Origin of the sequence: Shimia sp. R11_0 (genome assembly GCF_017744035.1) — a bacterium.
Lineage (GTDB): Bacteria > Pseudomonadota > Alphaproteobacteria > Rhodobacterales > Rhodobacteraceae > Shimia > Shimia marina.
Genome location: NZ_JAGHQY010000003.1, coordinates 369,421 through 382,784, shown reverse-complemented (window position 1 = coordinate 382,784; position 13,364 = coordinate 369,421). Strand labels below are relative to the sequence as shown.

At 58.6% G+C, this 13,364-nt stretch carries 11 protein-coding genes and 1 riboswitch; of the genes, 5 read left to right on the top strand and 6 right to left on the bottom strand.

The features are described from left to right. The first annotated feature begins 21 nt into the window (after positions 1-21). Positions 22-801: an exodeoxyribonuclease III gene (xth, locus tag J7382_RS08740; RefSeq protein WP_209068664.1), complete on the top strand. Its 780-nt coding sequence runs from the start codon at positions 22-24 to the stop codon at positions 799-801. A 30-nt stretch (positions 802-831) separates the two neighbouring features. Here the strand turns inward: xth and J7382_RS08735 are convergent, their stop codons facing one another. Continuing rightward, positions 832-1,506: an arylesterase gene (locus J7382_RS08735; protein WP_209068663.1), complete on the bottom strand. Its 675-nt coding sequence runs from the start codon at positions 1,504-1,506 to the stop codon at positions 832-834. 18 nt (positions 1,507-1,524) lie between these two features. Between J7382_RS08735 and J7382_RS08730 the strand changes: the two genes are divergently transcribed. After that, the gene (locus J7382_RS08730; protein WP_209068662.1) at positions 1,525-2,220 is read left to right on the top strand and encodes an ABC transporter ATP-binding protein; all 696 of its coding nucleotides are present in this window, start codon (positions 1,525-1,527) and stop codon (positions 2,218-2,220) included. Beyond that, the gene (locus J7382_RS08725) at positions 2,217-4,733 is read left to right on the top strand and encodes an FtsX-like permease family protein (protein WP_209068661.1); all 2,517 of its coding nucleotides are present in this window, start codon (positions 2,217-2,219) and stop codon (positions 4,731-4,733) included. Before J7382_RS08730 ends, J7382_RS08725 begins: the two co-directional genes overlap by 4 nt. Before the next feature lie 103 nt (positions 4,734-4,836). Here the strand turns inward: J7382_RS08725 and gcvP are convergent, their stop codons facing one another. The 4 genes from gcvP to J7382_RS08705 all read right to left on the bottom strand — a co-directional run bounded on the left by gcvP (position 4,837) and on the right by J7382_RS08705 (position 10,121). Next, on the bottom strand, positions 4,837-7,686 hold the full coding sequence (gene gcvP / locus J7382_RS08720; protein WP_209068660.1) for an aminomethyl-transferring glycine dehydrogenase: 2,850 nt from the start codon (positions 7,684-7,686) through the stop codon (positions 4,837-4,839). 139 nt (positions 7,687-7,825) lie between these two features. Continuing rightward, entirely contained in the window at positions 7,826-8,185 is a 360-nt protein-coding gene (gene gcvH, locus J7382_RS08715) for a glycine cleavage system protein GcvH (protein ID WP_209068659.1), read from the bottom strand. An 18-nt stretch (positions 8,186-8,203) separates the two neighbouring features. Next, positions 8,204-9,328 (bottom strand): glycine cleavage system aminomethyltransferase GcvT, encoded by a 1,125-nt coding sequence (gene gcvT, locus J7382_RS08710; protein ID WP_209068658.1) that lies wholly within the window; start codon positions 9,326-9,328, stop codon positions 8,204-8,206. Positions 9,329-9,491: 163 nt separating this feature from the next. Continuing rightward, positions 9,492-9,578: riboswitch (glycine riboswitch) on the bottom strand. A gap of 96 nt (positions 9,579-9,674) precedes the next feature. Then, positions 9,675-10,121, bottom strand: coding sequence for an Rrf2 family transcriptional regulator (locus J7382_RS08705; RefSeq protein ID WP_209068773.1), 447 nt, complete (start codon positions 10,119-10,121; stop codon positions 9,675-9,677). Positions 10,122-10,214: 93 nt separating this feature from the next. On the opposite strand from J7382_RS08705, the gene J7382_RS08700 reads away from it, so the two are divergent. Continuing rightward, complete coding sequence (locus tag J7382_RS08700; RefSeq protein WP_247744914.1) at positions 10,215-10,796, top strand: gamma-glutamylcyclotransferase family protein; 582 nt, start codon at positions 10,215-10,217, stop codon at positions 10,794-10,796. Positions 10,797-10,887: 91 nt separating this feature from the next. Here J7382_RS08700 and J7382_RS08695 read toward each other — a convergent pair whose 3' ends face one another. After that, positions 10,888-11,823 (bottom strand): MBL fold metallo-hydrolase, encoded by a 936-nt coding sequence (locus J7382_RS08695; protein WP_209068657.1) that lies wholly within the window; start codon positions 11,821-11,823, stop codon positions 10,888-10,890. 203 nt (positions 11,824-12,026) lie between these two features. Between J7382_RS08695 and gltX the strand changes: the two genes are divergently transcribed. Continuing rightward, a complete protein-coding gene (gene gltX / locus J7382_RS08690) occupies positions 12,027-13,352 on the top strand; it encodes a glutamate--tRNA ligase (RefSeq protein WP_209068656.1) in 1,326 nt (441 codons plus the stop codon). Positions 13,353-13,364 lie beyond the last annotated feature (12 nt).

The window sequence follows — 13,364 nt, the reverse complement described above, 5'->3', positions numbered from 1 at the left end:
TCCAGCAGACAGGAGCGCAGCATGAAAATCGCCACTTTCAACATCAACGGCATCAAGGCGCGCATTGAAACCCTGCCGCGCTGGCTTGATGAGGCGCAGCCGGATGTGGCGCTCTTGCAGGAAATCAAATCCGTTGATGAGGCTTTCCCGCGGGAGATCTTCGAAGAACGTGGCTACACGGTCGAAACCCATGGCATGAAAAGCTTCAACGGCGTTGCCATTCTCTCCAAACTGCCGCTGGAAGATGTGACCCGGGGCCTGCCCGGCGACGATAGTGACGAACAGGCGCGCTATATTGAAGCCACTGTGATGGGCGAAAGGCCCATCCGTGTGTGCGGTCTCTACCTGCCCAACGGCAATCCCGCCCCCGGACCAAAGTATGACTATAAACTGGCGTGGATGAAACGCCTTCAGGCCCGTGCCGAAACCCTTCTGGCACAAGAAGAGCCCTTCCTGATGGCGGGGGACTACAACATCATTCCCCAAGATGAAGACGCCGCCAAACCCGAAGACTGGCAGGAAGACGCCCTCGCCCGCCCAGAGAGCCGCGCCGCCTATCGCCGGTTGCTCAACCTCGGCCTGACCGAGGCGTTCCGCGCCCGCAATCAGATGGCTGGCATGTATTCCTTCTGGGACTATCAGGCCGGCGCATGGAACCGCAATAACGGTATCCGCATCGACCATTTCTTGCTCAGCCCGCAATGCGCGGATCTGCTGCTGGACTGCCAGATTGACAAGGAAGAACGTGGGCGCTCCAAACCCTCCGACCACGTGCCGGTTTGGATTGATCTGGCCGCCTGACGCGTCAACTGCACCCCGCGCTTTCGGCTCTTATTGCGACGGCATCTCAAGCAGATGCACCACATAGGGGCCCAACTCGGGGACAATCCTTGCCACACCCTCTGCATTCGGGTGAATCCCATCTGCCTGCATCAGCCCGCGCAGCTCGTCAGCAGGCAGATCCCGAATGGCCGCAAAGAAATCTGGCGCAAGCGACACGTCATATTGCGTGGCCAAAGCCCCATACATGCCGTCAAACGCCTGCTTGTAGTCCGCACCAAAATTCATCGGTGCCTCAACCCCAATCAGCAACACATCCACATCCGCGGCCTGACCGGCCTCAATAATGCCCGCGAGATTGGCTTTGCTCACCGCAGGATCCACCCCGCGCAGCGCGTCATTGCCCCCAAGCGTGACAATCATGGCATCCACATCCGGCCCAAGGGTCCAGCCCACGCGCGCCAGACCACCCTGTGTGGTGTCGCCCGACACACCGGCATTCTGCACTGTGACCTCCAGCCCCTGCCCACGCAGCCAGCTTTCCAATTGCGGCACAAAGCCCGCCTCCTGCGCAACCCCGTAGCCATGGGTCAGGCTGTCGCCCAAAGCCGCCACCACCACAGGCTCCGCCAATGCTGACCAAGCGGTTACCGGAACCGCTAAAATGCTCAACGCCAGCGCCTTGCCCCGACGCACAAGCGCCCCATATAGAAAAGAAACTTTCATCAGCAGGCGGCCTCTTTCATGTCCTCTATTCTCTCCCTCCAAGATGCGACTTTGGCGCTGGATAGCAATGCCGGACGGATAGAAATCTTGCATGGTATTACATTGGATGTGCAATCCGGTGAGACCTTGGCGCTGGTTGGCCCCTCCGGATCCGGGAAATCCTCGCTGCTTATGCTGATGGGCGGGCTTGAGCGCGCCACATCCGGCACCATCACCGCGCTGGACCATGATCTCTCCGCGATGGACGAAGATGCGCTGGCCCGGTTTCGCCGCGCGCACATGGGGGTGGTGTTCCAAAACTTCCACCTGATCCCAACCATGACCGCTCTTGAAAACGTCGCAACCCCACTGGAACTGGCAGGTCGCAAAGACGCACAGGAGCGCGCCAAAGCGGAGCTCGCGGCCGTGGGTCTGGCCCATCGCGCCGAGCACTACCCCTCGCAGATGTCTGGCGGCGAGCAACAGCGCGTGGCGCTGGCGCGGGCCTGCGCCCCCTCTCCGCGCCTGCTTCTGGCGGATGAACCCACCGGCAATCTGGATCATTCCACAGGCGAGACCATCATGGATCTGCTGTTTGATCTGCACGCAACACGCAACACAACTTTGGTTCTGGTCACCCATTCCAATGCGCTTGCCGCACGCTGCGAACGCGTTGTGCGCCTGAAAGATGGCCGCATCGACAGCGCCCTAGCACCTGTTGAGGCCCGCGCATGAGTGTCGCCGCCGCCACCCGCATCGCGCGGCGGGAGATCCGCGGCGGACTGCGTGGATTTGCTGTTTTCCTCGCCTGTCTGATCCTCGGCGTCACCACCATCGCCGCCATTGGATCGGTACGCAGCGCCATTCAAACAGGCCTCGCCTCCGAAGGCGCCACATTGCTTGGCGGTGATGCTGAGATGAGTTTCACCTATCGTCGCGCCACCGATGAGGAGCACGCATGGATGGTGGAAAACACCGAAAACCGCTCAGAAATCATTGACTTCCGCTCTATGGTTGTGGTGCCAAGAGAGGCTGGCACGGAACGCGCCCTTGCGCAGGTCAAGGCCGTGGATGACGCCTATCCTCTGGTCGGTCGCGTTGCCCTCAGCCCTGACATTCCGATAGCCACCGCGCTTGCAGGCAAGGGCAACCTGCCCGGCGCGGTTTTGCATGGATTGCTGGCTGATCGTCTGGGGCTCAACATTGGAGACAGCTTCCAGTTAGGCACCCAGGTGTTTGTGCTCACCGCCCGTCTGGAGCGGGAACCTGACACCGCTGGCGGGTTCAATTTCGCCCCCCGCGCCATTGTCCGCACCCAAGACCTCGCACAAAGCGGGCTGCTTGCGCCCGGCACGCTGTTTACAAGCCATTACCGGCTCATGCTGCCGGATCAGACCGACCTCGCCGCATTGGAGGCGGATGCACGTGCTCAATTCGAAAGCACGGGCCTGCGCTGGCGAGACAGCCGCAATGGCGCGCCGGGCATCACTCGATTTGTGGAACGCTTTGGCGCATTCCTGATCCTTGTAGGACTTGCGGGTCTTGCGGTGGGCGGCGTCGGCATCTCCACCGCGATCCGCGCCTATCTGGCACGCAAGACCGAAACCATCGCGACACTGCGCAGTCTTGGGGCCGAGCGCAGCACGATCTTTCTAAGCTACTTTTTGCAAATCGGCTTCGTCGCCTTGATGGGCATTGCCGCAGGGGTTTTACTGGGCGCAGTTCTGCCCATCCTGCTGGGCCCGGTGATTGAAACCCTCTTGCCCTTCCCGGCAAAATTTCATCTCTATCCGATCCCCCTGATTGAGGCGGCACTCTATGGGGCACTTGCAGCCGCCATCTTCACGCTTTGGCCGCTGGCACAGGTGGAAAATGTCCGTCCCAGCGCGCTGTTTCGCGATCAACTGGGCCAAAACCGCGCCGTGCCCGCCCCCCGCTTTGTGCTTGCAACGGCTCTGCTCATCGCGCTGCTGTTGGGGCTCGCCAGCTGGCTGTCAGGCTCGACGCGCCTGACGCTCTGGTTTGCAGCGGGCGTGGCCATTGCCATGATCGCGCTCTCTTTGGCGGGCGCAGGTCTGCGCACCGGTTTGCGCCGCCTGTCGCCCAAACGTCCAGAACTGCGGTGGGCGGTACAGTCTCTGGGCCGCGCAGGCGATGCCACAACTCCGGTGATCCTCTCTCTTGGCCTGGGTCTCAGCGTTTTGGCCACAGTCGGACAGGTGGATGGCAATCTGCGCAACGCCATTGCCAGCGACTTGCCAGAGGTCGCGCCCTCATTCTTCTTTGTGGACATCCAACGCGATCAGATGCCCGCCCTGCAAGACAACTGGCGTAACACCCCAACAATCAACAAAGTCGAAACCGCGCCCATGCTGCGCGGTGTGATCACCCGCATCAATGGCATGCCCGCCAAAGACGTCGCGGGTGATCATTGGGTCATCCGAGGCGATCGCGGCGTCACCTACGCTGGCGACATGCCAGAAAACACCAAGCTGACCGCCGGGACTTGGTGGGATCCAGATCACGCAGGCACACCTCAGATCAGCTTTGCCGAAGAAGAAGCGCTGGAAATGGGTCTTGAGCTGGGGGACAGCATGACCGTCAACATTCTCGGCCGCGACATCGAAGGCATCGTCACAAGCTTTCGCGAAGTGGATTTCTCCTCCGCCGGCATGGGCTTTATTCTGGTCATGAACGAAGCCGCGCTCGCGGGGGCCCCGCACAGCTTCATCGCAACCGTCTATGCGGAGCCAGCGTCAGAGGCCGCCTTGTTAAAATCTGTGTCCGAAGACTACCCCAATGTCACCGCCATCCATGTGCGGGACGCCGCCCAACAGGTCTCACGCCTCGTGGCACAGCTGGCCAATGCCACCACCTATGGCGCCTCCACCATCCTGCTCACGGGGCTTCTGGTGATCTTTGGCGCGGCGGCGGCAGGTCAATCCGCGCGCACCTATGAAGCAGCCGTCTTAAAAACCATTGGCGCCACGCGCCCCCAAATCCTGCGCAGCTTTGCCTGGCGCGCAGCCCTGCTTGGAGCCGCTGCAGGCGCTGTGGCTCTGGCCGTGGGGGTGACAGGCGGCTGGGCCGTGATGACATTTGTCATGGAGAGTGACTTCGCCGTCATCTGGCCCAATGCCGCAACGATCTTGGGCGCAGGCATTCTGGCAAACCTTCTGGCCGGTCTGATCTTTGCATTGCCCTCTCTGGCCACACGGCCCGCCCGCATCCTGCGCGCGCGCGACTGATCTCATAAGGCTTGATCGCAAACAGCAGATCACAAAAAAGCCGGGCATAACGCCCGGCTTTTCTGTTCTTAGATCATAGGCTCACAAACCCTTAGAAACGGCCCTACTCCGCCGCCTCATCATAGGCGTCCATAGGCGGGCAAATGCACACCAGATTGCGATCCCCATAGGCATTATCCACGCGGTTCACCGGCGGCCAGTATTTGTCCACACGGAACGCACCCGGAGGGAAACAGCCCTGCTCACGGCTGTAGGGACGCTCCCAATCTTTCACCAGATCTTCCATTGTATGCGGCGCGTTCTTGAGCGGATTGTTCTCCGCATCAATCTTCCCGTCTTCAATGGCGCGAATTTCTTCACGAATGGACAGCATCGCCTCACAGAACCGATCCAGTTCGGCCTTGTTCTCCGATTCCGTTGGCTCAATCATCAAGGTGCCCGCCACTGGCCAACTCATGGTCGGCGCATGGAAGCCTGAGTCAATTAGCCGCTTGGCAATGTCATCCACAGTCACCCCCGCACTTTCAGCAAAGGGGCGCGTGTCGATGATGCACTCATGCGCCACCCGACCTGTCGGCCCTTTATAGAGCACGTCAAAAGCCCCTTCGAGCCGCTTGGCAATGTAGTTCCCGTTCAGGATCGCCACACGCGTGGCCTGCGTCAGACCTTCGCCCGCCATCATCAACACATAGGCCCAGCTGATCGGCAGGATCGACGGCGAGCCGAATGGCGCTGCAGAGACCGGCCCTTCTTCGCCACCGGTCTCCGGGTGGCCGGGCAGATGCTCGGCAAGATGCGCCTTCACCCCAATCGGTCCCATGCCGGGGCCACCACCGCCATGCGGAATGCAGAAGGTCTTGTGCAGGTTCAAATGGCTCACGTCGCCGCCAATATCGCCGGGACGGGAAAGCCCGACCATGGCGTTGAGATTGGCCCCATCAATATAGACCTGCCCGCCAAACTCATGGGTGATGCCACAGACGTCATGCACCGTGTCCTCAAACACACCATGGGTCGACGGATAGGTGATCATGCATCCTGCCAGCGTATCGGCATGTTTTTCCGCCTTGGCGCGGAAATCTTCCACATCAATATCGCCATTCTCTGCCGATTTCACAGGAACCACTTTCCAGCCCACCATCTGTGCGGACGCTGGGTTGGTGCCATGCGCGCTCATCGGGATCAGACAGACATTGCGATGCCCCTCACCACGGGCCCGATGATAGGCCGCAATGGTCAATAGCCCCGCATATTCCCCCTGCGCCCCCGAGTTGGGCTGCATGGAGATCGCATCATAGCCCGTGATCTGACACAGCCGGTCGTTCAGATCCTCGATCATCCGCGTGTAACCCTGCGCCTGTGCCTTGGGCACAAAAGGGTGGATCTGGGAAAACTCAGGCCAGCTCACTGGCATCATTTCTACCGCCGCGTTGAGCTTCATGGTACAGGAGCCCAGCGGGATCATCGCCCGGTCAAGCGCAAGGTCGCGATCTGCCAGCCGCCGCATGTAGCGCATCATCTCGGTTTCGGCCCGGTTCATGTGGAAAATTGGATGTTCCAGATAGGCACTGCTGCGCAGCAATGCTTCGGGCAGACGATATTCCGGCGTGAAATCATCATCAGGCTGCACAATCCCAAACGCACGCCAGACCGCTTCAATAGTCTTGGGCTCGGTGGTTTCATCCACCGAAATCCCTACTTTGGTCTTGCCGACTTTGCGCAGGTTGATGCCTTCCTGCACCGCGTGCTGCAACACTCCGCGCTGCAACAAGCCCACATCCACAGTCACCGTGTCAAAGAAATGCATCGGCTCTACGGTAAAGCCCGCCGCCTCCAGCCCTTTGACCAGACGCACTGTCTTGCGATGCACACGCTGCGCAATGGCCTTCAGCCCTTTGGGACCATGGAACACCGCATACATAGACGCCATGACCGCCAACAAGGCCTGTGCCGTGCAGACGTTGGAATTGGCTTTTTCCCGGCGGATATGCTGTTCGCGTGTCTGCAGCGACAGGCGATAGGCGCGATTGCCATGACTGTCGATCGACACACCAATGATCCGCCCCGGCATGGCGCGCTTGTAGGCGTCTTTACAACTCATATAGGCTGCGTGTGGGCCACCATAGCCGATGGGCACACCAAACCGCTGGGTGCTGCCAACGGCGATGTCCGCGCCCATGGCACCCGGCTCTTTCAACAAGGTCAGCGCAAGCGGATCAGCCACCACAATGCCAATCGCCTTGGTCGCATGCAGCGCGTCCATTTCTGCGCTGAAATCACGCACATCCCCATAGGTGCCCGGATATTGGAAAATCGCGCCAAAGACCGCGTCAGCCTCCAGATCATCCGGGTTGCCAACGATCACCTCAATGTCCAGAGGCGCGGCACGGGTTTTCATCACGGCGATATTCTGCGGATGGCAGTTTTCATCCACAAAAAACGCCTTGGCTTTGGATTTTGACACCCGCTGCGCCATGGTCATGGCTTCCGCACAGGCGGTGGATTCATCCAGCAGCGACGCATTGGCAATATCCAGCCCGGTCAGATCTGTGATCATGGTCTGGAAGTTCAGCAAAGCCTCAAGGCGGCCCTGCGAAATCTCTGGCTGATAGGGCGTATAGGCCGTGTACCACGCTGGATTTTCCAGAATATTGCGCTGAATGGCCGGTGGCGTCACAGTGCCGTAGTAGCCCTGGCCGATCAGGCTGGTCATCACCTCATTTTCGGAGGCAATCTCTTTCATGTGGTTCAGCACGTCGCGCTCAGACATAGGGCGACCAAAATCAAGCGGCTCTTTCTGACGGATGCTTTCTGGCATGGTGTCGTCAATCAGCGCCTCAAGACTGTCCGCGCCAATCACCTCAAGCATCTCAGCCATTTCTTCGGGTGATGGTCCAATATGGCGACGATTGGCAAAGTCATACGGCAGGTAGTCAGTCGGTTTGAAGGTCATCTTCGTCTCCTCAAAAGGGCCGCGGCAACAGGTGCGGCGAAGAATAGGTCATCGTTTGGATCAGCGGCACGCCGACCCATCAGCGCCCGAAAGCGCAAAAACAAAAGGCAGCCCCAACCGGAGCCGCCCCATGAAAACATCAGCCGATAAAATCCTTGTAGGCGGCTTCATCCATGTAGTCGTCCATCTGGGACAGGTCGGATGGCTTGATCTTAAAGAACCAGGCCCCTTCCAGCGGGTCCTCGTTCACCTTTCCGGGCTCATCGACCAGCGGCTCGTTCACTTCGACAATTTCACCGTCCAGCGGTGCCAGAATGTCAGAGGCCGCCTTCACCGATTCAATCACACAGACTTCTTCGTCCTTGGTCACTTCTGTGCCGGCTTCGGGCAGCTCCACAAAAACCACGTCGCCCAGTTGCTCGCTGGCGTGTTCGGTGATCCCCACCACCACAACATCGCCCTCAACCCGCAGCCATTCGTGCTCTTCGGTAAATTTCATTGCTTGCTCTCCTGTTGCTCAACGTTTGAAGTTGGCAGGCACCAGCGGCATCTTCGCCACTGTCACAGGCATACGTTTGCCCCGTACCTCACCAAAAATTTCTGTGCCGACAGCGGCCTGTGCCGCGCCGACATATCCCATGGCCACCGGGCCTTCGTAGGTCGGACCAAAGCCGCCGGAGGTCACTTCCCCAATCGGATCGCCCCCTTCCGCAGCGGCAAAAAGCTGCGTGCCCGCACGCATCGGGGCCCGCCCCTGTGGCGCAAGCCCCACGCGTTTGCGCGCCACGCCTTCTGCCAGATCGCCATAGATACGATCCGCACCGGGGAAACCGCCAGCGCGCGCGCCATCTGCGCGGCGCACCTTCTGAATGGCCCAGGTCAAGGCTGCCTCAATCGGGGAGGTGGTCGCATCAATGTCATTGCCATAAAGGCAAAGCCCACCTTCCAGACGCAGGCTGTCACGCGCACCAAGACCAATGGGTTCCACGTCGTCCATGTCCAGAAGTTTGCGGCAAAGCCCCGCAGCCTCAGTCTCGGGGATGGAAATCTCATAGCCGTCTTCACCGGTATATCCAGACCGGCTGACCCAACAAGCCACCCCCTCCAGCTCCACCTCGGCAAAGTCCATAAAGGCCATATCGGCCACCGCCGGGTTGAGCCGCGCCAAGGCCGCTTCCGCCGCAGGCCCCTGCAAGGCCACAAGCGCGCGATCGGTGATTTCTGTCACCACAACATCCGGCGCAAGAGCCGCTGTCATGCGCGCAATGTCGGCCTCTTTGCAGGCCGCATTCACCACCACAAACAGGTGATCCCCACGGTTGGCAAACATCAGGTCATCTTCAATGCCGCCTGCCTCATTGGTAAAAAAACCATAGCGCTGTCGCCCAGCGCCCAGCCCAAGCACATCCTGCGGCACCAGCGTTTCAAACGCACGCGCTGCGTCCTCATAGCTCTTTGCTTGCAGCACCACCTGCCCCATGTGGCTGACATCAAACAGGCCAGCGGCCTGTCGCGTGTGCAGGTGTTCTTTCATCACGCCAAGCGGATATTGCACAGGCATGCTATAGCCCGCAAATCCCACCATCTTGGCGCCGAGTTCTACATGCAGATCAAAAAGCGCTGTCTGTTTCAGCTCTTCCATTTGCGTCGCCCTCTTCCTTCCGGGCGTATCCATCAAATGGTCACATCCGGCATCCCATTACCGCGTACTGACGTACACGAGCGATGCCCCCTCTGTCCCTGCGCCTGAGATCGTTATCCCTTCGGCGGATGCCCGGATCTGAGCATCACTCTCCAGAGTGTTATGTCGGTGGTCGGTCCCGTTGGCCTGAGAGTTTCCGGGGCGGTTGCTCCTTCGGCACTGGAAAATCCAGTTCTCCCGATTCACCTTAACCGGAACCTAGTGTGCGATTTACGAGGTGGCAAGTCACTATATCGCGTAATTTTATTACGCGATCACCGCTGCTTATTGTGAAGCACCAATGGACCTATGCCGAGCACCGAACAGGCGCCAAAATATTAAGCAACGCCTGATTGTTACAAGTCAGCGTGTCCAGCGTAACCTCATCAAGCCTTTTGTAAAACGCCTCTGCCGCATCATGCAGCGCATCCCGCAAACGACAGGCAGACACCAAAGGACAGGTGTCATCCACATCGGCAAAACACTCCGCCAAAGGCACCGGTGCCTCCATCTCCCGAAAAATCGCGCCCACCTGAATTTCGGAAGGTTCATGCGCAAGCTCAAGCCCCCCATTGCGCCCGCGATGGGTTTTCAGAACCTTCATCAAAGCCAGTTGATGGATCACCTGCGCCAAGTGGTTTTCGGATGCGTTACACGCTTTGGCAATCTCGTGTTTGGTGACCAACCGCCCACGGTTTGCCGCGCAAAACATCAGCACGCGCATGGCAATATTGGTCCGTTTGGTGATGCGCATCTGGCTGCCTTCTTCAATGCACCGCGCAAGGCGGCCAAGTGGCAGAATACTGTCAGACACCTTTTTGTGAGGCATTGACATGGATCAACACACATGGTCGGTCATACTCTCATGAGCGGATCTTACTTCTTTGGCTACGGCAGCCTCGTCAACTTGCACACCCATGGCTACGATGAAGCCCATGATGCAACCCTGCATGGATGGCGCCGTGTCTGGTATCACACATCTCTTCGGCCCATTGCCTTCCTGTCCGTGGAGCGCCATGCCGAAAGCCATATCCACGGATTGATCGCTCAAGTCCCCAAGAATGATTGGGCCGTACTGGATGAAAGAGAATTTGCTTACGATCGCGTTGGTATTTCAACACAGGTGGCACACCCGTTGTCAGACACGCTTGATGTTGCGGTGTATCAGGTCTCGTCCGATCACAAAACCGAAGAAGACATCCAGCACCCGATCCTGCTGAGCTATATTGATGTGGTCGCGCAGGGATTTCTGCATCGTTTGGGCGAAGACGCCGTGGCCGACTTTTTCACAACAACGCAAGGATGGGACGCGCCGATCCTCAACGATCGCGCCGCACCAATCTACCCGCGCCATCAAACTCTCACAGGCTCAGAAACTGCAATGGTGGACCACCACCTCAAAACACTTGGTACCAAAATCATAGACTGACCCCAATCCAAAGGTAATGAAGCCTTCTTTGGTCTCTGAAAGTGTCAGCAGCGCTCTGATTCAAACACCGCTGACATTCCGCAAAGAAGCGTCAACCAAGCATCAATTGATAGCTTGCAGGCGCGTATTTATAGCCACCTTCATGTGTTTCAACATATCCCACACCGGGCCAGGGCATGTGGTAGCCCACAAAAGGGATCTGATCCGCGGCCAGCATGTCCAGCATTTTACGACGGGTCGCCGCGGCGGCTGCCTTGTCGCGGTCAAACTTCACTTCCCAGTCCGGATAAGCCAGCGACCAGACATAGTGATTGGCAAAATCCGCGGCAATCATCAGCTGCTTGCCCTCACTCTCGATGCGGTAAGCCATATGGCCAGGCGTATGCCCAAAGGCAGCTTCTGCCGTGATGCCACTGCCCACGCTGGCACCGGCTTCAATCATATCAAAACGCTCTGCATTAGGGCGGATCTTGCCCTCAAAGGCCTTATTGCTGTCACTTGCGGCCCAAGCATCAAATTCCACACGCCCAGTGACATGCTTCGCATTGGCGAATGTCACACCGTTTTCACCGGCCACACCGCCAACGTGGTCTCCATGCATGTGGGTGATCACCACTGTGTCAATCTGATCCGCCGCATATCCCGCCGCCTCCAGAGCACCAGTGATGCTCTCCGGGCTCAGCCCCGCGTCAAACAGCACAAGCTCATTGCCGGTGTTCACCACGGTTGGCGTGAAGAAGAACTGCGCCGCGTCGGTTGGGATGTTGGCCGCCGCAGAGACTTCCGCAAACTCTTCACCACTGACATTCATACCAAAAATGCTTTGAGGATTTTCAACGGTTCTTGTGCCCACCAGCAAAGTGGTGACTTCAAAATTGCCAAGCTTCATGCGGTTAAAACGGGTCATGCCAACCCCCTTCATCTCCGCTTTGGCCCGCGCCATTTGCGGCGCCATCGTCGCTGCAATCGGCACCGCCGCCGCACCCGCAATCAATCCACGCCGCGTCACTCCAGTCTTATTTGACATTGGTCCTCTCCCGCTGCTGTCAAAATATCGTCTGTTGAATGTAGTAGCGTGGTTACGCAAAACCCCAGTGTTTGGATGCATTTTCACGCAAAGGTGACACGGCGTGGGGCATACGGTGTCACCTGTGAAATAAGCGCAAAACAGCCCGAACAGTGGACAAGACGCGCAACTTGTGGAAATGGAAACCTCAACAGGAGAATCTGATGACCACCACCCGTTTCGCCCCCTCGCCCACTGGCTATATTCACGTTGGCAACCTGCGCACTGCGCTGATGAACTACCTGATCGCCCGCAAAGCCGGCGGCACCTTTATTCTGCGCATCGATGACACAGACCCAGAGCGCAGCAAGCAGGAATATGTGGATGCCATTCAACAAGACCTCGAATGGCTTGGCCTGACATGGGACCGCATCGAAAAGCAATCTGACCGGTTGGAGCGCTATGAAGATGCTGCACAGCAACTGCGCGACATGGGCCGCTTCTATGAGTGTTTTGAAACACCAACGGAACTGGATCTGAAGCGCAAGAAACAGCTCAACATGGGCAAGCCACCGGTCTACGACCGCGCCGCACTGGCGCTGTCTGACGATGAAAAGGCCAAACTGCGCGAAGAGCGCGGCAATGGCCACTGGCGGTTCAAACTCGATCACGCCCGAATTGAATGGACCGACGGCATTCTTGGCGATCGCTCGATTGATGCGGCCTCCGTGTCTGATCCGGTGCTGATCCGCGCAGATGGCCAGTTCCTCTATACGCTGGCTTCCGTTTGTGATGACATCGACTACGGCATCACCGATGTTGTGCGCGGCTCTGACCACGTGACCAACACCGCCACCCAAATTCAGATCATCGAAGCCCTGGGCGGCGCTGTGCCAAACTTTGCCCACCATTCCCTGCTGACCGGCCCACAGGGCGAGGCGCTCTCCAAACGCCTTGGCACATTGGCGCTGCGCGATTTGCGTGAAGCGGGTGTGGAGCCCATGGCGCTCCTGAGCCTGATGGCCCGTCTGGGCAGCTCTGATCCGGTGGAACTGCGCGCCAATCTTGACGAAATCGCTGAGGGCTTTGACACCTCCAAATTCGGTGCCGCGCCCACCAAATTTGACGTCAACGATCTCTACCCGCTGACCGCCAAAGTGCTGCACGAAAAACCTCTCGCAGAGGTGGCCGAGGCCATCACCGCAGTGGGTGTGCCCGCCGACAAGGCCGAGCGTTTTTGGAACGTGACCCGCGACAATATCACCACGCTCAACGACTTGGGCAAATGGTGGGATCTCTACACCAATGGGGCCGAGCCAGAGATCGACGACGAAGACAAAGAGTTCATTGCAGAAGCCATGAAACTCCTGCCCGAAGGTCCGTTTGACGACGACACATGGTCCACATGGACCGCCGCCGTCAAAGAGGCCACAGGCCGCAAAGGCCGCGGCCTCTTCATGCCGCTGCGCAAGGCTCTGACGGGTCAGAAAAATGGTCCAGACATGGCCTCCCTGATGCCACTGCTACAGGTCATCAAAGCACGCGGCTAAATCGCCAAAAGC

What these genes read in the sequence shown, in the direction of transcription:
- J7382_RS08735 (WP_209068663.1), bottom strand. Translation starts at nt 1,506, where the DNA reads ATGAAAGTTTCTTTTCTATATGGGGCGCTTGTGCGTCGGGGCAAGGCG.
- J7382_RS08725 (WP_209068661.1), top strand. Translation starts at nt 2,217, where the DNA reads ATGAGTGTCGCCGCCGCCACCCGCATCGCGCGGCGGGAGATCCGCGGC.
- J7382_RS08700 (WP_247744914.1), top strand. Translation starts at nt 10,215, where the DNA reads ATGGTCGGTCATACTCTCATGAGCGGATCTTACTTCTTTGGCTACGGC.
- gltX (WP_209068656.1), top strand. Translation starts at nt 12,027, where the DNA reads ATGACCACCACCCGTTTCGCCCCCTCGCCCACTGGCTATATTCACGTT.
- gcvT (WP_209068658.1), bottom strand. Translation starts at nt 9,328, where the DNA reads ATGGAAGAGCTGAAACAGACAGCGCTTTTTGATCTGCATGTAGAACTC.
- J7382_RS08730 (WP_209068662.1), top strand. Translation starts at nt 1,525, where the DNA reads ATGTCCTCTATTCTCTCCCTCCAAGATGCGACTTTGGCGCTGGATAGC.
- J7382_RS08705 (WP_209068773.1), bottom strand. Translation starts at nt 10,121, where the DNA reads ATGCGCATCACCAAACGGACCAATATTGCCATGCGCGTGCTGATGTTT.
- gcvP (WP_209068660.1), bottom strand. Translation starts at nt 7,686, where the DNA reads ATGACCTTCAAACCGACTGACTACCTGCCGTATGACTTTGCCAATCGT.
- gcvH (WP_209068659.1), bottom strand. Translation starts at nt 8,185, where the DNA reads ATGAAATTTACCGAAGAGCACGAATGGCTGCGGGTTGAGGGCGATGTT.
- xth (WP_209068664.1), top strand. Translation starts at nt 22, where the DNA reads ATGAAAATCGCCACTTTCAACATCAACGGCATCAAGGCGCGCATTGAA.
- J7382_RS08695 (WP_209068657.1), bottom strand. Translation starts at nt 11,823, where the DNA reads ATGTCAAATAAGACTGGAGTGACGCGGCGTGGATTGATTGCGGGTGCG.